20 protein-coding genes and 3 tRNA genes are annotated in these 20,429 nt (G+C 38.1%); 11 read left to right on the top strand and 12 right to left on the bottom strand.

Annotated elements, in window-relative coordinates; genetic code table 11:
* Nucleotides 1-130 precede the first annotated feature (130 nt).
* A complete protein-coding gene (locus tag B5Y40_RS28125; RefSeq protein ID WP_079690229.1) occupies nt 131-1,762 on the top strand; it encodes an acyl-CoA carboxylase subunit beta in 1,632 nt (543 codons plus the stop codon).
* 67 nt (nt 1,763-1,829) lie between these two features.
* On the opposite strand, the gene B5Y40_RS28120 is transcribed toward B5Y40_RS28125, so the two are convergent.
* Nucleotides 1,830-2,531 carry an SIMPL domain-containing protein gene (locus tag B5Y40_RS28120; protein ID WP_079690227.1) on the bottom strand — a complete coding sequence of 234 codons (702 nt, stop codon included), beginning with the start codon at nt 2,529-2,531 and terminating at the stop codon, nt 1,830-1,832.
* Between the two features lie 191 nt (nt 2,532-2,722).
* On the opposite strand from B5Y40_RS28120, the gene B5Y40_RS28115 reads away from it, so the two are divergent.
* Entirely contained in the window at nt 2,723-3,577 is an 855-nt protein-coding gene (locus B5Y40_RS28115) for a transglutaminase-like domain-containing protein (protein ID WP_079690226.1), read from the top strand.
* A 43-nt stretch (nt 3,578-3,620) separates the two neighbouring features.
* On the opposite strand, the gene B5Y40_RS28110 is transcribed toward B5Y40_RS28115, so the two are convergent.
* The 4 genes from B5Y40_RS28110 to B5Y40_RS28095 all read right to left on the bottom strand — a co-directional run bounded on the left by B5Y40_RS28110 (nt 3,621) and on the right by B5Y40_RS28095 (nt 5,905).
* A complete protein-coding gene (locus tag B5Y40_RS28110; RefSeq protein WP_079690224.1) occupies nt 3,621-4,142 on the bottom strand; it encodes a GNAT family N-acetyltransferase in 522 nt (173 codons plus the stop codon).
* Between the two features lie 131 nt (nt 4,143-4,273).
* Nucleotides 4,274-4,447 carry a hypothetical protein gene (locus B5Y40_RS29735; protein ID WP_159453830.1) on the bottom strand — a complete coding sequence of 58 codons (174 nt, stop codon included), beginning with the start codon at nt 4,445-4,447 and terminating at the stop codon, nt 4,274-4,276.
* A 290-nt stretch (nt 4,448-4,737) separates the two neighbouring features.
* Nucleotides 4,738-5,370 carry a peroxiredoxin gene (locus B5Y40_RS28100; protein ID WP_079690221.1) on the bottom strand — a complete coding sequence of 211 codons (633 nt, stop codon included), beginning with the start codon at nt 5,368-5,370 and terminating at the stop codon, nt 4,738-4,740.
* A 94-nt stretch (nt 5,371-5,464) separates the two neighbouring features.
* On the bottom strand, nt 5,465-5,905 hold the full coding sequence (locus tag B5Y40_RS28095; RefSeq protein ID WP_079690220.1) for an RrF2 family transcriptional regulator: 441 nt from the start codon (nt 5,903-5,905) through the stop codon (nt 5,465-5,467).
* Between the two features lie 75 nt (nt 5,906-5,980).
* On the opposite strand from B5Y40_RS28095, the gene B5Y40_RS28090 reads away from it, so the two are divergent.
* From B5Y40_RS28090 to B5Y40_RS28080, 3 genes are all read left to right on the top strand, one after another.
* Nucleotides 5,981-6,052: transfer RNA gene (locus B5Y40_RS28090), tRNA-Thr, on the top strand.
* 306 nt (nt 6,053-6,358) lie between these two features.
* Nucleotides 6,359-6,442, top strand: a tRNA-Leu gene (locus B5Y40_RS28085).
* Nucleotides 6,443-6,509: 67 nt separating this feature from the next.
* A tRNA-Leu gene (locus B5Y40_RS28080) sits at nt 6,510-6,591 on the top strand.
* A gap of 223 nt (nt 6,592-6,814) precedes the next feature.
* On the opposite strand, the gene B5Y40_RS28075 is transcribed toward B5Y40_RS28080, so the two are convergent.
* From B5Y40_RS28075 to B5Y40_RS28045, 7 genes are all read right to left on the bottom strand, one after another.
* Nucleotides 6,815-7,501 carry a DUF6624 domain-containing protein gene (locus B5Y40_RS28075; protein WP_079690219.1) on the bottom strand — a complete coding sequence of 229 codons (687 nt, stop codon included), beginning with the start codon at nt 7,499-7,501 and terminating at the stop codon, nt 6,815-6,817.
* Nucleotides 7,502-7,722: 221 nt separating this feature from the next.
* Complete coding sequence (locus tag B5Y40_RS28070; protein WP_221409003.1) at nt 7,723-9,630, bottom strand: DUF4859 domain-containing protein; 1,908 nt, start codon at nt 9,628-9,630, stop codon at nt 7,723-7,725.
* 264 nt (nt 9,631-9,894) lie between these two features.
* Nucleotides 9,895-10,257 carry a VOC family protein gene (locus tag B5Y40_RS28065; protein WP_079690217.1) on the bottom strand — a complete coding sequence of 121 codons (363 nt, stop codon included), beginning with the start codon at nt 10,255-10,257 and terminating at the stop codon, nt 9,895-9,897.
* Nucleotides 10,258-10,320: 63 nt separating this feature from the next.
* Entirely contained in the window at nt 10,321-10,863 is a 543-nt protein-coding gene (locus B5Y40_RS28060) for a hypothetical protein (RefSeq protein ID WP_079690216.1), read from the bottom strand.
* Nucleotides 10,864-10,903: 40 nt separating this feature from the next.
* Entirely contained in the window at nt 10,904-11,278 is a 375-nt protein-coding gene (locus tag B5Y40_RS28055) for a hypothetical protein (RefSeq protein WP_079690215.1), read from the bottom strand.
* A gap of 38 nt (nt 11,279-11,316) precedes the next feature.
* Complete coding sequence (locus B5Y40_RS28050; protein ID WP_143785980.1) at nt 11,317-11,826, bottom strand: DUF6630 family protein; 510 nt, start codon at nt 11,824-11,826, stop codon at nt 11,317-11,319.
* Nucleotides 11,827-12,059: 233 nt separating this feature from the next.
* On the bottom strand, nt 12,060-12,362 hold the full coding sequence (locus B5Y40_RS28045) for a DUF1330 domain-containing protein (RefSeq protein ID WP_079690213.1): 303 nt from the start codon (nt 12,360-12,362) through the stop codon (nt 12,060-12,062).
* A 183-nt stretch (nt 12,363-12,545) separates the two neighbouring features.
* Here B5Y40_RS28045 and B5Y40_RS28035 point away from each other — a divergent pair, with 183 nt between their 5' ends.
* The 6 genes from B5Y40_RS28035 (at nt 12,546) to B5Y40_RS28005 (ending at nt 20,403) form a co-directional block, all read left to right on the top strand.
* Complete coding sequence (locus tag B5Y40_RS28035) at nt 12,546-12,758, top strand: helix-turn-helix domain-containing protein (protein WP_079690211.1); 213 nt, start codon at nt 12,546-12,548, stop codon at nt 12,756-12,758.
* Nucleotides 12,759-12,866: 108 nt separating this feature from the next.
* The gene (locus B5Y40_RS28030; protein WP_221409002.1) at nt 12,867-13,196 is read left to right on the top strand and encodes a hypothetical protein; all 330 of its coding nucleotides are present in this window, start codon (nt 12,867-12,869) and stop codon (nt 13,194-13,196) included.
* Nucleotides 13,197-13,463: 267 nt separating this feature from the next.
* On the top strand, nt 13,464-14,081 hold the full coding sequence (locus tag B5Y40_RS28025) for a JAB domain-containing protein (RefSeq protein WP_079690210.1): 618 nt from the start codon (nt 13,464-13,466) through the stop codon (nt 14,079-14,081).
* Between the two features lie 908 nt (nt 14,082-14,989).
* Nucleotides 14,990-19,264, top strand: coding sequence for an NACHT domain-containing protein (locus B5Y40_RS28015; protein WP_079690206.1), 4,275 nt, complete (start codon nt 14,990-14,992; stop codon nt 19,262-19,264).
* Nucleotides 19,248-19,481 (top strand): hypothetical protein, encoded by a 234-nt coding sequence (locus B5Y40_RS28010; RefSeq protein WP_079690204.1) that lies wholly within the window; start codon nt 19,248-19,250, stop codon nt 19,479-19,481. The genes B5Y40_RS28015 and B5Y40_RS28010 overlap by 17 nt, the downstream gene beginning before the upstream one ends.
* 193 nt (nt 19,482-19,674) lie before the next feature.
* A complete protein-coding gene (locus B5Y40_RS28005) occupies nt 19,675-20,403 on the top strand; it encodes a hypothetical protein (protein ID WP_079690202.1) in 729 nt (242 codons plus the stop codon).
* Nucleotides 20,404-20,429 lie beyond the last annotated feature (26 nt).

Genomic DNA, 20,429 nt, shown 5'->3' with positions numbered 1-20,429 from the left:
GACTGACAAATTCAAGGTCCATCTTGCGTGTATACCACCGCATGATGGACCTTCGCTTTTGCTATGGACTATTAACTATTTTTCCAATCTTTAGTCTTTCAATTTCTATTTTGAAATTAATCATCCTTCTATGGCATCCGATCTTGAGTTCAATAAAAATGAAGATCAGTTCAAGCAACTCCTCTATCAACTTCAGTCCAAAGCAAAAAAGACAAAGCTTGGTGGTGGTGAAAAGAAAATGGAGGAGCAACATCAACGCGGTAAACTTACAGCGCGTGAGCGAATAGAATACCTTACAGACGATGGTGCTCCATTCACGGAGATCGGATTGTTCGCAGGCGATGGTATGTATAAAGAACAAGGTGGCTGTCCTTCCGGAGGCGTAGTCACCGGCCTTGGATATATACATGGAAGATTATGTGTTATCGTAGCGAACGATGCTACTGTAAAAGCGGGCGCATGGTTTCCGATCACCGCGAAAAAAAATCTGCGCGCACAAGAGATCGCCCTCGAGAATCATTTACCGGTGGTATATCTGGTAGATAGCGCTGGAGTTTTCTTACCGATGCAGGATGAAATTTTTCCTGACAAAGAACACTTCGGAAGACAATTCCGAAACAATGCAAAGATGTCGGCGATGGGTATAATACAAATCGCTGCCATTATGGGAAGCTGCGTAGCCGGTGGTGCATATTTACCGATCATGTCAGACGAAGCTATGATCGTTGACAAGACTGGCTCTATCTTTCTTGCAGGATCATACCTTGTAAAAGCAGCTATAGGAGAAGATATAGATAATGAAACACTGGGCGGTGCTACCACGCATTGCGAGATCTCCGGAGTAACAGACAATAAATTTCCGAATGACCAGGCGTGTCTGGACTATATCCGGTCGTTGTTCAGTAAATTCGGATCGTCCTATAAAACTGGTTTCGATCGCGCAAAATCTATACCTCCATTGCTTGATCCCAAAGAGCTATATGGCATCATGCCGGTTGATCGCGTAAAGCCGTATGATATACTCGATATCATCAAACGTATCGTTGACAACTCGGAGTTCGATGAGTATAAAGCGCTATACGGCAAAAGTATAGTATGCGGCACGGCACGCATCGATGGCTGGGCGGTGGGTATAATTGCCAATCAACGTAAAGTTGTAAAGACAAAAAAGGGCGAGATGCAAATGGGAGGCGTGATATACTCTGACTCTGCAGATAAGGCTGCTCGCTTCATCATGAATTGCAACCAGCGAAAAATTCCGCTTGTCTTTATACAGGACGTGAGTGGTTTTATGGTGGGGAGTAAAGCAGAGCATGGTGGTATCATTAAAGATGGTGCCAAGATGGTGAACGCGATGGCTAACTCAACCGTGCCGAAGTTTACCATCATCATTGGTAACTCGTATGGTGCCGGTAATTATGCGATGTGTGGTAAAGCATATGATCCACGGCTTATTGTGGCATGGCCCACCGCACAGATCGCGGTAATGAGCGGAGCTTCTGCAGCAAAGACGTTACTTCAAATTCGTGTGAGTACATTAAAGGCACAAGGAAAAACCATTGGCAAAGAAGAGGAAGAAGCACTGCTGAAAGAAATTACGGACCGCTATAATGAACAACTCAGTCCATACTATGCGGCATCACGTATCTGGGTTGATGATGTGATCGATCCGCTTGAAACAAGAAAAGTTATATCGATGGGTATAGAAGCAGCCAATCATGCTCCTGTCGAAAAATTTAATGTAGGCGTAATTCAAACATAGTATATATATAAATCAAATTGCCCTGGGTTTAAACCCAGGGCAATTGATTTATATTAAACAGAATATATTATTTTATTTCAAACTGTGCTGTTACCTGTGCTTGCAGCGTAATTTTTCTGAAGGCCGTGGGATCTTCAGCAGGCATTCCACCTTCTGCTTCATAGCCAGCTTTGCTGCGTACCATTACGTTGGTGGCCATATCATTTTGAGGATAGAAGTTTTCAAATTCTCTTACCATGAGTGGCTTGCCAATTTCAGAGCCTATTGATTTCAGTAATGATTCAGCTTTTGTTTTTGCCGCTTGCAATGCTTTTACTTTCAACTCTATTCTGAATTTTTCAATATCCGTATGACTTACTTTTGTAATCACAACCTGGTTTACTTTAACAGGTTCAATCTTCTCCAGTAATTTTTCGAGTTCTCCTCCACTGCTCAGAATAAGTTGATAAGTTTTTTCGCGGAATGCATCTTTATCTTTACGACCAAGTTTTCCAAACTGCGATCCTACATTTGCCAGGGAAACTTTTTTCTTATCGATGTTTGCGCCTTTGATAGCATCCCAAAATTCTTTATCTAATTTTTCAAGCGATACTTTTTCACGGTTCTCTTCAAATTCGCGGAGCTGTACATTTACATAAATTTCGTTGGGATCAACTTCTTGTTTTGCGTTACCGGTAACTTCTATAAAATGCTCACCTTTAAATCCTTCCTGCGCAAAAGATATAATGCTTACAAAAAGAAAAAGGGATACTAAAACAGATGACTTCATGATTCTTATTTTTAATTTATAATTGGTTTCCAAGCAGCATCAAAAAATATTCCAGTTGTTGATAGCGTTCTTCATTGAGTGATTAGACACAGCGTAGGAATAAAAAGTGGTAATGTGGCATTTTTTTTAAGCGCATTATTCGCTTGAATATTGAATAGTTTATACTTTAGCGAACATCATTGAATAATTATTTGAAAGACACTGAATTAAAAGCGCTTGTTTCCCTGCTCGATGACGAGGATGTGCAAATAGTTTCCCATGTAGAAGAAAAGATTCTGTCGTTGGGTACTACTATCATTCCGTTTTTAGAGCAAGAGTGGGAAAGTAATTTCAATCCTCAGGTACAACGGAAGATTGAAGAGTTGATTCATTCTCTGCAATATGAACTGCTGAAAGAGCGGATTAAAAACTGGTATGAAACGCCTGAGCAAGATTTACTTACAGGCATGTGGCTCGTGGCAACGTATCAGTATCCAGACCTTGAGTTAATTAAATTAAAACAGGAGCTCGAACAGATCTATTACGAAACGTGGCTTGAATTCAAACCCGATCTTTATCCTTTTGATCAGATCAAAGTTGTAAACAGTGTCTTGTTTAATAAACTTAAGTTTGGCGCCAACACAAAGAATTTTCATTCACCCGGAAACTCTATGTTCAATGTTGTATTGGAAACTAAAAAAGGAAATCCGATAACCTTGTGCGTGATCTATCTACTCGTATCACAAAAACTTAAGTTACCGGTATACGGTGTTAATCTTCCGAACCTATTTGTGCTGACGTATAAAGATGAACGCCACACACAGTTTTATATCAATGCTTTTAACAAAGGATTAATTTTTTCGAAACAAGATATTGAGAACTATATCAGCGAGCTTCACCTCACACCTCAAACATCTTTCTTCGAGCCTTGCTCTAACCTTGAAATTATTCGCAGAGTATTCCGAAACCTGATCATGTCCTTTGACAAGATGGGTGAACACGCGAAAGCGGAAGAAGTGAAAGAACTTCTTTTGATTATTGCCGATGGTGCTGACCTGGGAGTTTAATATAGCGCTGTGCTATATTTCTAACGGAAAAGTATCCTGACTACTAGAATTCAAAATTTGGATTTTGCCATCCCATCGGTATATCTGCTTCATATATACCTTGTGGCGTCTTGATCCGCATTTCCATTCTTCCTTCAATCTTAAATCCGAGTGATTGATAGAACGCTATCGCTTTTTTATTGCCTTCGCGTGTAAGCAATTCTACTTTACCTATATCCGTATGGTTAAGGGCGATCTCTTCCAGGAAAATAGTGAAGAGTGTTCTTCCTATTTTCTTCCCTTGAAATTCCGGGTGCACGGCTATTGTTAAATCTGAGAGCAGATGTTTGAAGACGTGTATACCGGGTTTATAGGCGTGGATCTCACCAACAAAACGTTCAGGATCTTCCGGGTGAATCGCCACCAGGATCAAACCTGCCGCAAGGCTTTTCTTGAGGAAGTTCTCAACGTACTCTTCCGTGATTTCATTTTCGAGTCGAGCGATGCCGCCTTTAACTTTAGCAACTTCTTTATAGAGTTGCATAATTCGTTGTACATCATCCGGAGCCGCTGTTCTGATATGCATAAATATGGTCTTAAGGTCACTGAGCAAGTTTTAAATGTCCCACTCAGCGTATGGCTGCAAATATACTATATGGAATGCAGCCATATACCACGCATATTCAATATACTAAAATTATGGAAGAGATATACTTATTAGTTCGCTGTGCCAGCCTGGTATTGCTCAGGCTTCAAGAGTTGTCTTTTGCTTCTTTCGATGCGTTTCTGAAGCCGTTCCTCTTTAATTAATTTATTGAGGTTGACTTGTGCAATGTTGAATTGCTGAAGGTAGGGATTTGCGGATGCCAGAAGGTTGATCTTATTTTCCATGACTTTCATTTTTTATTCATTGACAATCGTACTAACGTTAACCCCTATGCCTTTCGTTACAAAAATGAGACGGCCCTGCGTTTTAAATCGACCAACACCGTGTTGCGTCTTAGAGTCGTTTTACAATGCAAACGATGCATAGTGCCCGTGCTGCTCCTATATATCCGTGGTTATACACCTTGATTCTTAGAAAGCGGCCCGACATACAGATATATCCAACTATCGGGCCGAAAATAAAAATGCTCCTGTTCGATGAACAGGAGCATTTTTAATGAGGTTTGGAATTCCGACTATAAATTCGGTTGTGGCGTAGTTCTCAGATACGGCTTAATGCGCGTATGTCCCTTTGGAAATTTAGCTGCAATGTCTTCATCTTTTACAGCAGGTGTAATAATTACATCTTCACCATGCTTCCAGTTGGCAGGGGTTGCCACGCTATAATTAGCGGTTAACTGAAGACTATCGACCACGCGAAGAATCTCATCGAAGTTTCTTCCGGTAGAAGCCGGATAGGTAATCATCAGCTTGATTTTTTTATCAGGCCCAATCACAAATACAGAGCGAACTGTAAACTTATCCACCGCAGGGTGAACCATACCATACAAGTGCGCTATTTTAAATTCAGGGTCTGCGATCAGCGGATAGGTTACTGTTGTTTTTTGCGTTTCGTTAATATCACCAATCCATTTCAAATGCGACTCAAGTGGGTCGGCACTGATGGCAAGAACTTTAACATTACGCTTTTCAAATTCCGGTGTCAACTTCGACATAGATCCAAGTTCTGTAGTACAAACCGGTGTAAAATCTGCAGGGTGCGAAAATAAAATGCCCCAGCTATTGCCAAGCCATTCATGAAATTTGATAGTGCCTGCGGTAGTTTCCGCTGTAAAATCAGGGGCTACATCGCCTAATCGGAGTGACATAATCAATCGTGTTTAAGTGAAACAAATGTATAGAAACTTAAAAATACTTAATCTCTATTGATTTAATAGAGTTACACAAAATATTGTGTAGAGCTTAACGCTTTTTGCGCGCTTTCAGTTTCGTTTCTTTCTTCACCAATGATTCCAGTGTATCGGCTTTCAACATTTCTACCGTTGCATTTCTGATCTGAAGAAAGGCATCATGAACCGTGCAGGTCTCTTCATCTTCACATTCTGCACAAGGTTCATAGAACTTATGAGCAGCGCACGATACGAGTGCTATAGCACCATCGAACTGGCGTACTACTTCTGCCAGGTTTACATCTGCGGGTTTCATCCTTAAAAAATATCCTCCACCCTTTCCTTGCTTGCTTCCCAAAACACCAGACCGCTTCAGATCAAGTAATATAGCCTCCAGGAATTTTTTTGGAATGTTACAGGCTTCCGATATGTCCTTGATCAAAAACTTCTCCTCTGGCTCTCGTGCCATGTGCACCAAGGCGTGGATAGCGTACTTGCATTTCTTTGATAGCATAAGTGGGACAATTTAAGGGATTTCAAGGTTTTGTAGTTACCTTCCTTCGGTTAATTTTGACATACTCCATTCGCTGCCGAGGTAGCTCAGGGGTAGAGCATCCCGCTCGTAACGGGAAGGTCGTGGGTCCAAATCCCATTCTCGGCTCTCAGTATATTCCTGTAAATCATTAAAAAATCTGGGTGATCAGGCATCGCTTGTGAATCATTATCACCAAGGTATATCATGACCCATTCGTAACTGAAAATTTATAAATTATGTTCCTATACATCGTTTTTGAATGATTTCCATTCTTAATCTAGGCCTGGCGTTGTTAGAGGATTAAGAGTACGGATTTCAGTGGTGCTATAGCCGGCTTTAATACTACGCCCTTTTTTGCGAGTGTATTTTGTTAAATCTAATAAAGCTTCTTACTTTTGTCGCCCCTCGTAAAATATCTACACCACTCTACATGCCCAGGTGGTGAAATTGGTAGACACGCCACTTTGAGGGGGTGGTGCCTTAACCGGTGTGCTGGTTCGAGTCCAGTCCTGGGCACATTGTTTAAAGGATAGAGAAAAGTTGATCCGTTGCATCGATTACATCACAGCAACGGTCAACACAAACCGAAGTGGTGGAATTGGTAGACACGCACGTTTCAGGGGCGTGTGTCGCAAGACATGAGGGTTCGAGTCCCTCCTTCGGTACTCAAAGAAAAACCCGGCTTTATAAAGCCGGGTTTTTCTTTTTATATACCTTACCACATCACGCGTTTAAAACGAAAGTTCTATACTTCTTATGAATCCGGTATAAATAAAGAGGAAACGATTTGCGTTGATGTTATCTGAATCTCACATGGATCAAATCCTGAATAGTTTTAAGCGCTATGTTTAACAACTATATAATTACGTCTTCTAATAAAGGTATACTTTATTTCCCTTGCATCACTTTAACCTGCTGGAGTGTAAGCACTTCATACTCGACACCCAGTCGTTTGGCATTCTCTTCTATAGTCTGATCAAATCCTGCCTTTTTTCTTAATGCGTTTACAGTCTTTGGATTCTGCACAGGCCAGATAATCATTTTAAATATCTTCTTCCCGGTTGCTCTATCTATAGTTTCAAATCCTTTCGCTTGTGTGCCGTAGATCTGTTCCTTTCCACTGTACATCAATGAACGATCGAGCATCATGGCGTATAGCGTAAAAGAAAGTTCATTCTGCTCTACGGCCTTTTTAATGACTGGAATATACTGGTCGATATGATTGGAGTGTTGAATAACGTAAAACGCTGCTTCATTAGCAGGTGTGCCCACCAGTGATTTACCTGGATATCCATATTGTTTAATGATAGCCTCTACTCTCACAAGATTCGCAGAGTCTACTTTTTGCATAGTCGCCATGAGGTGTTCGACTATATACTTTTTATCGATTTTATAAACCTCTGAAATAGAATCTGTTTTTGTTTTAAGCAGGTCAGAAAAAACAAGTTGACGATACCGTTGGTCTTCGTATAAAATACTGTCCAATTCCTTTTTTAAACCTGGATTATACGGTCTCTGTCCAAAGGATACAGAAGATATGAAGGTTACAAATAATACTATATAGGATAGCCGCATAAGTAAATATTGTTACGCTTGAGCATAGGCGGTTGAAATACATAAACTCTGCCACCGCCAAACGTAATACGAATATAATATGCTTTTGCTTTACCTCAGCGCTGAATGCTTATAGTTTTATACAACAATCTGACAAGCTATATTTCTAAGGGATAACTTATTTTATCATGACAAACTATGAGTGATTTTCTGTTTATAACATTCCTACAGAACGCGTTGCTTTATAGCAATGTAATGTTAAACACGAACGTAGCCTGAACAGTTTTACCACTTTCGTATTCATATACCAATGCTTGCTTTATTGTATACTTGTTTCCCGCTGCACATTGCCCCGGATATTGCCCTATAGCAAATGAAAGCGCAGTGCCATTAAATTCTGAAAACACCCTTGCCTCACCTCCCCATGCGCATACATTTCCTCCGGTATTAAACCAATGACCGTTGTTGGCAGTTGTGTTAGCATTCAGCGTTCCATTACTTTCCACTGCATATAGCTTGATGCTTTTGCCTATGGAAGAAGTGATCTCGCCTGGTTGTAACACAAATGCTTTTGCCAATGTTATAATATCATCATCTAGCGTCACGGTAGTTCCGGGATAAACCGTAGCACTAAAAGGAAAGCTGATATCATAGGTTAGCGTTACATTCTGTGGCGTTTCCGTACCATCAAATGTTACGTTGCCATATAGATTGGTATTTGTAAACTTAACTTTATAGGGCCACTGCTCATCGTTACTATTATCATCATCCCATGGATGTGGAGCATATGTATCAGGAGCCCCTGTAACAACAAACCAAAGTTTGCTGCAATTATCCGGCACCGTAAAAGTAGCAGTACCGTTTGTGCCGCTATACATTTCGCTATAGGTACGGACACCATTTTTCAACAAGGCAACATAACCATACCGCCATCCCGCTCTGCTCGCTTCTTCAACGTGATTAAATCCAGGGGCGTTTACAAGTCCTGTAAATCCTGCTGATATAGAGGTTCCTGCAGCTGGTACATTAAGTCTGATTACGTTGTAACCCGTTGTACCCGGACATCGGTCGTACGCAACCTGGTAACTCCCATCCTCCAGTGTAGTATACTTAAATGTATGTGCGCCTATATAGTCAGCCCCTATATCGCGGATAGCATCCAGGTCCCATGTAACAAAACGAGTGGCTGCATCATATATCTCTTCATTGAACTGCGCGTTGGTAATGTTCGTAATGCGCATATAGGCCTGCAACGGATCTTCCGGTTCCTTCGCCTCACGCCAGATTCTACCAATGATATCGCGACCATGCTTATCGGCCCAATAATAATGAATAAAATAGCTCGCATAGCGTTGTGCTTCATGGCATATATGTCGCGCGTAATTCTCGGTATATATACCAAAGTCAGAATCTGTAAAAGCCTGGGTCGGATAGCTTTGATACGACTGCCATTGAGCAGTTTGCTCCCAAAACGCATTGCCTCCCTTTCCCCCAAAGCCATACCGAAACCCGGAAGAACCTTTCAGGTCACAGAAAACCTGGTACTGAAAACTATGTCCTATCTCATGTGCAATGACAGAACCTACAGGTTTACACGTACTGGGACTTACCCACAGCGCTCCTATTTTATTATCGTACCCTGAGCCAGTGGCCAGCCATTCACTCTGATAGTATACAAAGATCAGCATCTTATACCGATCGAGATTAGATTTACCCGTGCCTACTTCTGCAAATTTAAGTTTGGTGATATTGAGATCATAAAACGACTCAGCCTTTGCGAGCAGGTCATCTATATTTACGCGGTATGTTTCCGGAACCTCTGCAGAACCCGGATCTTTATCTTTATACCCTGCACCCCAGAAAACAATAAAGTGATCTGATTGCTTGCTTCTCCCGTAATACCATGTGCTTGAGCTTTTATATAGATTGATACTCTGAAGTTCAACCGGAATATAAATCTTGCTAATATCAACTGCAGACGGCTCCAGCGTAGTTACTGAATCATCTGGTATTGGCTCTGTATCGGATGTTACATCATTATCACGACAACCTGCCAGCAATGCTACCGCTACTATAAGCGTAAACGACAGTAAAAAAGATATACTCCTATGATGGAAAGTATATTTCATGAAAGAACGAAGCATTGGCATCTGTAAAGTAATTAATTATGCGACTACAACGTATCAAAGGTAGAGATAAAGCCGTAGGATCACTTTACAGATATTAGCAAGTAATTGTATTATCTTAACATAGCTATGTTTTTTCCGGAAAGTCAATATTTAACCCGTCTTAAGGCATTTTATGCACATCGCAACACTCCCCATCCTACATATATAGGTATAGTATCGGATAAATATTAACGGCATTATGGCAAGAGCTTGATTATACCAAAATATCAAAATATACTTCATTGACTAAAAAAACTCGCCAAAATGCCAAAGTACCCCTGATGGGTCGTGCACAAAACATTCCCTACCCCAATCATATTCCCGAATGGGAACCAGTCTTACGCTTTCATATTTCGTTGGCAGATCCAACGCCAACAGTTCTTTCCAATAGCGGGTAACATCTTTAACTTCTACAAAGATCATCGAATTATCGATCCAATCTTTAACGTATGCATCTTGCAGATAGAATCCTATTTCGTCTGTTTTGAAATAAGACATATTAGGCCCCAGAACACTTTCCTGGAATCCGAAGTCGCGATAAAAATTACGCGACACCTCAAAGTTCTTCGCACCAATGAATGGCCGAATGGATATAGCCTTATGTTCCATTTACTTTATAGTTAGTTGTATAGATTAATCACAATTCATTTTTCAAGCGCCAAAATATAAGCGTCAGAAATTATTAGTTTGATTCACGATTCTAACCTTAATTGCTCGCTTAATCTCCTTTATGTTTTTTTGATTACTTCCAAATGTTATGAGCCAGCTCCCTTTGTTGGTATCAAAAATACTGTTTACTAATAACCCTCCTTTCACAAGTCTTATGGTTATATGTTGTCCCCAAGATTGATTTACAAATCCAGGATTCGTTTTTATAGTATACTCATTGTTTTTAAAGGACCGCACTGTCCACTTGAATTCTATCACTATATCTTGAATCAGTTTTTTTGATGCCTCAACATCTAAGGTGGTTCGAATAAACTGGAATTTCAATTTCTCATGTTGAATAATATATATTATCAATGCGATCGGGCCAAGCATTAAAGCAGGAATTATTACACTTAATATATCTATGTCCGGTTTATTTCCGAGGATATCAAGCTTTGCCAGCATGAAGTATACTGCGAAAATCAGAATTGGAAGTCCGAAATAAATTGCCAGACTATAATGAATAAATGTATCCAAAGTATCCAACCTAACTCTCTTATGTCCCATGCTACTTAAATACCTTTTTTAGAAAAAATTTAAATTCAATTTAAAGACCATCTTCATGAATATATATCTGTATTTTATCGTTAGGGATTGGCTCTTCAAAGAGCGACCGGAAAAACAAATTCGAGGGCCGCACCTTTAACGTTTCGGCATTCGCGAACTCGATGGTATACCTTCCTGATTCCTCAACCTTAAAAACGAATACCCGCCTCGCCCTCGTATTTAAAATAAAAGATTGTACCGGCAAGAGGCTACGTACGCAACGGATTATCTGTTGTGTTTCATTGTGTTTGAACGATACTGAAAAATCTCCAAGCCTGATGCCCCACCCACCCAAAATATGAATTTGATATTTCCCGGGTGTCAGGTCCAATTGCTCGCCTTTGGAATTAATATTTATGGGTTTTGCTATACTCACCTTGAATAAAGGTTAAAATTGATATTGAACATCTGTCCTCACAACTTCTCTGTGCCGTGAAAATGACCACTAAATTTATTCAATATAGCCTGAAAAGCAACCAGGTCTACCGCCGTATACACATAGGCATCCCAACCGAGATTAAAGAATATCAATTTCCTGTTAAGTTCTAACAAGTCCTTATCTACAGCTTTCAATAAATCAATGGTGAATTTATCGTCCCGTTGCTTTTCTCCATCTACTCCCCTTCTTAATGTATCGACATTAGTCCAGCTTGGCTTATTTAATACTCGCGTATCAATGAAATCCTGAATTTCATTTTCATTCTCCTCACCACGCCAATCTGTAATGTGTACAATCCCTTTATTGTCAGCAAAAGCGTATATGACCTCAAGAGGACTGATATCTTTTAGTTTAGCATCTTCATTATTTTTCAAAAGCATCACGCTATATCTCCGGATGAATTCTTCTTTTTCATGAAGGTATAGATTGAAGTAAGATTCGAATTCATCCAGGTAATCCTGAAAAAGCAATTTTCCTATCTGCAAAAACTCAGATTTGTCTTTGCCTTGTTTCTGCTTATCTCTTATTAAATATACCAGTGAAGCAATAATAAGTATTATAGAAACTATGATCTGCCATGTTCTGTTTAAAACGTTTAAAAACAAAACAGAGCCTACCACTAACACTACAATTGCTAAAACTAAAAGGGCTAAAATCAACCCACAACTGAATCTATTTTTCATTCAATCTTCAATATAAAGAAATGTTAAATCAGGCTTTACAACTTTATACCCTGAATAAGAACAGACGCTTTTATAGATTTCTCCTTCAGGTGTAAAAACTTCTTTCGTTCTTCATCAAGTTTGAAATCATCAAAATCCTGTTGTGTATCGAATTCTACCAAATGTATTTCATAAGGCTTATCAACCTGATGCCCAATATAGGCATCGTTTCCTGGCCTGACGCGGAATAAAAGCCGACCCTTATACTTTGCAATGATCGGTATAGCTATAGCTTCAAACGTATCGAAAACATCTTCCTGTCCGGGAATAACATAAATCAGTTGTGTGATGTAAATCATGCTAAAATTAATTACGGTAAACACTACAGCGTTACAGGCTATTACGCAATATACCCTAGAAATATCATTATGTTTGCATCATAGTTTTGAAATCAGAATTATGAGCATTATACTTTTTGTTATAGCACAGATTTTTAAGAGAGGAATCGAGATCCAATCCGAAAACGAATTAGATGTATAAGCATGCCAATTATAGTTAACCTGGACGTGATGATGGCCAAGCGAAAAATGTCTTTGAATGAACTCTCCGAAAAGGTAGACATCACCTTGTCCAATCTTTCAATATTGAAAACCGGAAAAGCCAAGGCAGTCCGCTTTAGTACATTAGAGGCAATTTGTAAGGCGCTGAATTGCCAGCCTGGAGATATACTTGAATATGTTGACGAGAAGAAATAATGAATCGCTAAGTGGGATAAGGGCGTATTAGCTATACCTCTTCATATTAAGTATATACAGACAGATATGTCCTATATAATTTGACGATGCCGAATAATCAACTAATAAATGACTTGGACACCGATAACAATCGAAAAGGTTTATGATTTTATCTTTCAAGCTGAAAGTGAACTGGATGGTGAACTTCTTAATTTTTGGGATTTGATAAAAATCAACCCAGAGAAATGGATTGAAGAAAATTATGGAAAAGAAGGAAACGGATTTTGGGTTGTTGGACTCATTGGCAGAAACGTGATCTGGTACAACGACATTGAAGAGGGATTCAATATTTCCAATTATAAAACATACGGAACCATCGATGAGTATTTTTGCAATCAAGATGAATTAACATCGGCAATTGAACGGCTCTTTCAAATAGTAAATTCTGTATCAACATAAATGTGGATGACCGAAGAAAAGTTTTGGACAAATACTATTGGGAACGTATTCAAGTAATCGCCAAGTATATAACTTCCGGCCGCTGGAAGAAAAAGCAGGATTTATTACGCTTGACACTAATGTCTATACAAACGTCCCTTCCTCCAAACTTCTCCAACCACACTTTTCACTTTCGGACTTCTCTGACTTCCCGACTTCCGGACTTTCTCACCTACTTTCTTACTTCCAACTCCTCGCTTCTTAAAACTGAATTTTTATCTTGCACCCATGAACGTTCGTCTATCATCATCACAAAAGATCGCGGTACTTAACTCCACCGATATATTTACCATTATGCAGGCCATACTGCTGCGCGAAAATAAAATACGCAGAAACCAGGAGCACTTTTGGGTAATAGGGCTGAACAGAGCCAACAAGATTCTGTTTATAGAGCTGGTAAGTTTAGGTGCCACCAACCGCGTAGAAGTAAAGCCGGCAGAAGTATTTCGTATAGCGATATACAAATCGGCCGTAAAAATGATACTGGTACACAACCACCCGAGCGGAAGTATAAAAGTATCGGAAGCCGACCGCGACTTTACCGACCGCATGATAAAATCGGGCGACATGCTGGCCATTGAAGTACTCGACCACCTCGTAATAACCGAAGAAACCTATATAAGCTTTGCCGACAAAGGTATACTTGACGAACTAAAACAAAGCGGCCGCTATGAGCTAATCGACAAAGAGAAGGGCTGGTTGCAGGAGATGAAGTTGGAGGCGGAGATAGATAAAAGAAATAAAGAAATTGCTACTAATCTTAAGAAGGCTGGTGTTGATATAGATACCATCAAGCAGGCGACAGGTCTTACAAAGACTGAGATTAAAAGCTTGAAGATTGATTGAAATGAAGTAAAACGCTCGAACCGTGAATAGAATATATATAATTTTCGTGATATCAGTTCTTGTAATTATCACATTCGGGTTGATCATTCTCAGCATTAACCAATATGTAAATGAATTCAATTCGAAGCAGATAAATTCCTTTGCGCAGTTTATCGTGAAAAATTATCGCTATTTAAGTTTTATTCCTATAGTTCTTGGTATAGTCGGCTTATTTAGAACAACCGTTGTTGGTTGGTTTTGTGCCGCCAGTGTTTTTTACTTATTGCTATTGCTAGGAATTATGGTTGGTATTAAAAACACTCCTGAATCATTGTTCGAAATATCCACATACTTACTTTTTATGATATTCATTGGGTTGCCTTTGATTCTAATGAATAAGAGTCCCTTAAAAAATCACTATCAAATTAAATCAAATCTGCGGTTAGAGAATATAATTGCATTTGCTTCTATGTCAATTTTAGCGACAGCCTTACTTATGTTGAATGCCTCTTAGTAGACACGGATACTGCAAGTAATGTTCGTTTAGTATATATAGCTAATATTTTGGGCGTGCCCCTACGGGTCGGGCTATCTGCTACAAGTCCTCACCCTAGCCGCACAAACCCGTCCACGCTCCGGGCTTTTCGCTTCTATCCCTCACGCGAGGTGCGGTGATGTTACTTTACTGCTACTAAATATATACCGGGATTTGGAATATAAAGTGTAGTTGTATATATTCACATCATGAGCCCATCTTTTGGCTACTTCTCAGTAGCTAAAAGATGGGCTTTTTATATGAGTTGATGTATGTAAAATGAAAGTTAATTGAAGATGATGTATTCTTGGATTTACTTCATAATGAAATGCGTTCATTATATCGGCTAAGACATGAATTTTTGTTTGTCTAAAAATCTATAGCAAAACACCAGATGATAAAGAAGGAAATTAATTTCTCAGACCTCATTGACTTTTTTAAAAAGAATCAAGTTCCAGTATTTGATGACGATATTGATAAGTTTGGTGGATACTTTATAACAGCCGCAAGAATTGTTGCTGTTATTATAGCTCCTGACCCTGTTTCTAAAATTGGTGTGTTTTGTGCAGGTATTGATGCCGCTTCATTAAGGGTATCCAAACTTTTCTCTTGGCTACCTGATAAATTTAAGTACAGAGATAGAGAAAGGACCGCATTACAAAAATATGAACTTGCAGCGTACGTAAACTTTATCTTAATGCAAATAGCAATTAAGAATGGAGTGAAAGAAATTATAATGCCTCATCTTGAAATAATTTTGAAAGGCATTGAGCTTTCAGCCGAAGATAAAATAGAACTGGAGAAAAAAAGTAAGGAGTGCGACAAGGAAAGGGAAATTTTGAACGTACAAAATAACTGTGCATTATCGAGAGAAGATATAAATAGTCAGTCGAATAAAATTATTGATCCTATATTTTCTGTTCTAAATAAATGTATTGATAAGGGGAAAGAAACAGTACCAGCATTGAAGAAATTTGATTCTTCAAAGATGAAGGAAGCCTTAATCGAGAATGTTTCGTTTCAATATCATGCGTTCCTTATAAATTTTTCCGGCGAATTCCCTGAATTCACGTTGTGGGTAGATGTAACACTAAAAGCAAAAATTATTAAAGAGCTAAAGGATTCAACGAAAGCCATAGCTGAGGCCAGTCGAGTGGAGCACGAAAAATTTGTTTCTCAAACGGAAAAACTACTTAAAAAAATTGAAGAATTAAGGGATAATTCATTCATAAGAGAAAGCGGATTTCCTTCCTTTATGGACGTGTACGAAACGATGTTCAAAGTACAAGAGGAGCATCTTTCAAAAATTCTTAAAGGAAAAACAATAGAGAATATTGCAGCACATCAGAATCAAATCAAAAGCGAACTGATTAAACCTTTGTCGGATAATACAGATGTCGAACAAATTGTATACCCTCTGAATAAAAATATTTTCATTTCACAAAGTTTTGAAGCAATCACATATAGAAAGAAAGAACATAGAAAAGGCTTTTTAACAGCAGATTCTTTAGGAGAAAAAGCAGAAAGGGGCGAAAATATAGGTAACTATCTCTTGAGAACTTTAGTTGATCCTAACTATGCAACCAGGCCAATTATTCTTCTTGGTAACCCAGGGGCGGGTAAGTCAATGTTGAGTAAAATGTTTGCCGGTCTTCTTTGTGAGACGAATGACTTTATTCCTTTTTTAATTAAGTTAAGGAGTGTCGCATCAAGCTCCGCAAGTATATCAGAGCATATAAATAAAGGTCTTCAAAACTCCATCGAAAATACTTCTGATGTTAACTGGCTTGAATGGGCAAAGGAGTTTAGAAATCGAATTCCTGTTATAATAATGGATGGCTTTGATGAATTGATGCAAACTTCAAATCGCGAGTTAAATGGTTATGTTGATGCCATTCGTGAGTTTCAAGAGAAAGCAATAAACAGTGGTATTTGCGTGAGAATCATATTGACTAGTCGCGTTACGGTAATGCAAGACGTTTCAATTCCGGAATATACTAAGATTATAAAACTAGACAGCTTTGACGGGAAAAGAAGAGATTTATGGATTCGTAAATGGAATGATGTACAAAAAAAACCAAAATACAAATTTGTAGTTCCTAAGAATGATAAGATTGAATTGCTTGCTAAAGAACCATTGTTAATGTTTATGCTTGCCGTTTATGATTTTGAAAATGGTGAATTACAGAATATACTGAACGATAGGAGTTTCAATCAAAGCAAGTTATACGATTCTTTACTTGATAAATTTATAAAGAGGCAACTTGTAAAGAATCTAGCGTTTAAAGATGCTGCCAATTCCCAGAAGGAAAAAGAAGAAGAATTGTTTCGGTTGCGTTTAGGGATGATAGCATTAATGATGTTTATGAACGATACAACGAGCAGAGACACACAGAAGCTGTTAGAAGAAATGACTGCCTTTGGAATTCATAAATCAAGTATGCAAGCTGAAAATATTTTGGGGGGGTTTTTCTTTATTCACGAAAACAAATCAACAACAGAAAGTGATGTGGAAAAATTTAATTACGAATTTCTTCATAAAACATTTGGAGAATTTTTGACTGCTGACTTTATGTTGCGCGTAGCAAAAAAACAAAAAGATAGGATGATTGCTATTGACCCTGAAATAATTTCACAAAAGGAAACCTTTAACTTCTGCTTTGGATACAATTGGTTACATAAACACAACAATATTCAAAATTTTTTATTTGAACATGCGAGGCAAGTTTTGAAACCTGATTCAAATGAATCCAAAATTGTTCTTAATCTTATTAAAACCGACTTAAAATATTTGTTTGATAAGGGACACAGGGAATTCCCAGTGACAACCATAAGATTACTTGAAAATAAAAATGTAATTGAACACTTAGGAATCTACTCGCAAAATATAGTATTTCTTTGGCTTGCTATTGTTGGTGATAAACACCAAGTTAAGTTTGAGATTTTTGATGTGAATGAAAATATAGGTGAAGTAGTAAACGAGCCCAGGTACGAGTCTCAAGATCGCGATGAAATAAATAAAAATAAACTTCTTTGGAAACACCTTGCAAAACTTTGGGCGTTAGTCGGAAATTATAGCGCAACGGCAAAACTTACCGAATGGATAGCAGTTAGTGAAATAGGAAATGTAATAGAATTGCGCAAAACTAAGTCTAAAGTAACTCATAATTTTTTCGACTCTGCAAATGTAGGATGCAATGACTTCGAACTTCTTCTCTCATATTTTGATAACGAGTATAAATTCTCACACGAACAAAATCCATTACAAGTTATTGAAAGAATACTTGAGAAAAAGCCCGAATTATTTTCATTGGCGGTTGACGTTGTGCTTCACAGATTTCATGATTTATATTCAATAGAAGGAAAGAATTTGCTTGAATGGTTTGGGAATAAAGATATTAATAGAAAACAGCAGATAGCTTTTATTAAGAAAGCTGGACTATTAAAGGGGCAAGTCGACTCAAGAAATTTGATTGATTTGATTCGGTTGATTAGTGAAAAAATGCAATCGATTTTTATGGATAATATTCAAGCAGGAATAGAGTATTTAAAGATTTTAGTGGACCTAAAAGCATATTTCCCGCTTGCACAAGTTGTTCATCCAGAAGTACTGGATGATTTGTTGCGTAGATTTTCAAGAGATTTTGGTCGACACGAAAGAGAGAGTCCACTGGCCTTATTAGAATATTTTCGTCTCCTAAACAAGATCAATGAGTATTATCCGTTCAGGCATAAATTCAAAGTTGACTATATGGAAGAGGCTTTGCATCGCTTGACTAGAGACATGAGGCATTATATAAGAGATAATTCGTATTTAGCTTTTGAATATTTAAAGTTATTAAATGAACTGAGACAGTACTATCCTATTCGTAAAATGCACCCCGACTTCCTGGATGAAAGTATACATATTTTTTCAAAAAATATTCGATCTCTTGTTAGGGAAAACCCTCAAGCTATATTAGAGTATCTAAAACTCCTTAACGACATGAAGGAAAACTTTCCTTTTAAAGAAAAGTTCCCTTATGAATTTCTAATTGAAGCAGTGCAATCTATAACAGAGGAGTGGGAGGTTATATTGCTGAAAAATGAGGACTTCAGTGTCTTGGACTACTTAAAAATAATAAGTGAATTCAGTAAGCATTATTCGATAAATGAAATTGTTCCTGACAGTTTAATTCGCGATGCCTTTCATCGCTTGTCAAAGGATTTGATTTATATAATTCGTGATCGGAAACAAGCTTATGAGTATCTACAGATTGTGAAACAGTTTTGTAGGTATTATTCTAGTGACCTTGGATTCAAGGGAAAGATTATAGATGAGCATTTGTTTAGAGTTTCAAAGGAAATGGATGTAGAATTCAGAGATAATCCGGACTTGGCTTTAATTTTTTTTGAATTGTTGTTAATCAATCAAATGTATCATACGACTGGACGTGAAAAGCATATGATAGAACGCTTAGTTGACACCTTTCGTGAGAGAGATTACCATAATAACGTATTGGCAAAAGCAGCAGTTATTCTTGTTCAGTACAATGCCCCTATATCCATAATTGAACGCTTGCTTGACAATCACGCGAAATTTAAGGACCTTTTTTCTAAGTCTCCGGAAATAGCAAAGGACATTTTGGAAGCAACAGCAGACCTTAACAACTATGAAAGATTTAATTAAGACGGCGATTGCACTTGCGTTCGTAGTTGGCGCGTTCTGGAATGGAAAATATATGGCGGAAGAGAAGTGCTCAATTCAATTAAAAGAATTGAATGCTAAATTTGAAACTGATATTCACCATCTACAAGATAGTCTGAATCTTTTAAGAACAAAGTTAGAAATAGATGGAGCTAAGAATGTTGTTGATGCAGTGAACATAACAGTCATTAAGCGATAGTTATTTTTGAGCTCAGACGTTGCGGAAGAAGCTTTTTTAGACACTGCCTAACAAAAAACTTTTCTTGCCTTCCTCTCCAAAAAAACATATACCTGCAATAAGAGGTTGTCAGTGTACTAACCCCATACTATGTATATACTCCGATAATTTAGGAGCGCGCCTTACATTAGTACCCATTATATATAACCCAACCATGAAACATTTAATTACGACACTCTTCGTTCTAACGACAGGAATTTTATTCGGTCAATCATTTGAAGGAACATTAGTTTATAAGACTGACTTTAAATTTCAGATCTCTAAGAAAATGGCTCAAATGGGTCTGACCGAAGAAATGATGAAAGAAAAAATGAAACAAGATGGTTCCTTGACAGATAGCGTTAAGACAATTTACAAGCAAGGAGACTATATTAGTTACACGAATTTCAATCCTCAATCCTGGTCGGTATATAAACAAAAAGACAACAAGCTATATTCATTTCAAAGCGGTGAAGATTCTGATATATGCACAGTAACAGATGTTGCTATAGACTTGGAATTTCAAATGACGGGTAATAAACCTACTGTAGCAAAACTTGATACTATAGCTGAGATAAACGGAATGAAATGTGAAGCTGTAAGAGTTAAATGGAAAACAGGAACATACGACTATTACTATAACAGTTCTTTTCTAAAAGTTGATAGCAAGCTATATGCAAACCATGTATATGACGGCTGGGCAGACTTTCTGAAAATTTCAAATTCACTGCCAGTTAAAATAGTAAAATCCACAAAGGGCCTGGCAACTGTGACGTATACACTTACCAGACATGCCGAAGAAAAAGTTGACCCAAAACTATTCGTAATACCAAAACTCGTTGCTGATAAAGACCTTAACATCATTAAAATAGCGAACAGAGAAGTAATGAGAATAAGTAAATAACTGTAGTGGGTAAAGGGGTAGATATT

Origin of the sequence: Ohtaekwangia koreensis, assembly GCF_900167975.1 — a bacterium.
Lineage (GTDB): Bacteria > Bacteroidota > Bacteroidia > Cytophagales > Cyclobacteriaceae > Ohtaekwangia > Ohtaekwangia koreensis.
Note: the sequence above shows the minus strand (reverse complement) of the source record. Positions and strands in the feature narration are given on the sequence as shown.

Coding starts and splice junctions, on each gene's coding strand:
- B5Y40_RS28025 (WP_079690210.1), top strand. CDS start 13,464: ATGAACGTTCGTCTATCATCATCACAAAAGATCGCGGTACTTAACTCC.
- B5Y40_RS28100 (WP_079690221.1), bottom strand. CDS start 5,370: ATGTCACTCCGATTAGGCGATGTAGCCCCTGATTTTACAGCGGAAACT.
- B5Y40_RS28065 (WP_079690217.1), bottom strand. CDS start 10,257: ATGGAACATAAGGCTATATCCATTCGGCCATTCATTGGTGCGAAGAAC.
- B5Y40_RS28030 (WP_221409002.1), top strand. CDS start 12,867: ATGACTTGGACACCGATAACAATCGAAAAGGTTTATGATTTTATCTTT.
- B5Y40_RS28035 (WP_079690211.1), top strand. CDS start 12,546: ATGCCAATTATAGTTAACCTGGACGTGATGATGGCCAAGCGAAAAATG.
- B5Y40_RS29735 (WP_159453830.1), bottom strand. CDS start 4,447: ATGGAAAATAAGATCAACCTTCTGGCATCCGCAAATCCCTACCTTCAG.
- B5Y40_RS28075 (WP_079690219.1), bottom strand. CDS start 7,501: ATGCGGCTATCCTATATAGTATTATTTGTAACCTTCATATCTTCTGTA.
- B5Y40_RS28125 (WP_079690229.1), top strand. CDS start 131: ATGGCATCCGATCTTGAGTTCAATAAAAATGAAGATCAGTTCAAGCAA.
- B5Y40_RS28095 (WP_079690220.1), bottom strand. CDS start 5,905: ATGCTATCAAAGAAATGCAAGTACGCTATCCACGCCTTGGTGCACATG.
- B5Y40_RS28060 (WP_079690216.1), bottom strand. CDS start 10,863: ATGGGACATAAGAGAGTTAGGTTGGATACTTTGGATACATTTATTCAT.
- B5Y40_RS28010 (WP_079690204.1), top strand. CDS start 19,248: ATGAAAGATTTAATTAAGACGGCGATTGCACTTGCGTTCGTAGTTGGC.
- B5Y40_RS28005 (WP_079690202.1), top strand. CDS start 19,675: ATGAAACATTTAATTACGACACTCTTCGTTCTAACGACAGGAATTTTA.
- B5Y40_RS28015 (WP_079690206.1), top strand. CDS start 14,990: ATGATAAAGAAGGAAATTAATTTCTCAGACCTCATTGACTTTTTTAAA.
- B5Y40_RS28110 (WP_079690224.1), bottom strand. CDS start 4,142: ATGCATATCAGAACAGCGGCTCCGGATGATGTACAACGAATTATGCAA.
- B5Y40_RS28070 (WP_221409003.1), bottom strand. CDS start 9,630: ATGCCAATGCTTCGTTCTTTCATGAAATATACTTTCCATCATAGGAGT.
- B5Y40_RS28045 (WP_079690213.1), bottom strand. CDS start 12,362: ATGATTTACATCACACAACTGATTTATGTTATTCCCGGACAGGAAGAT.
- B5Y40_RS28120 (WP_079690227.1), bottom strand. CDS start 2,531: ATGAAGTCATCTGTTTTAGTATCCCTTTTTCTTTTTGTAAGCATTATA.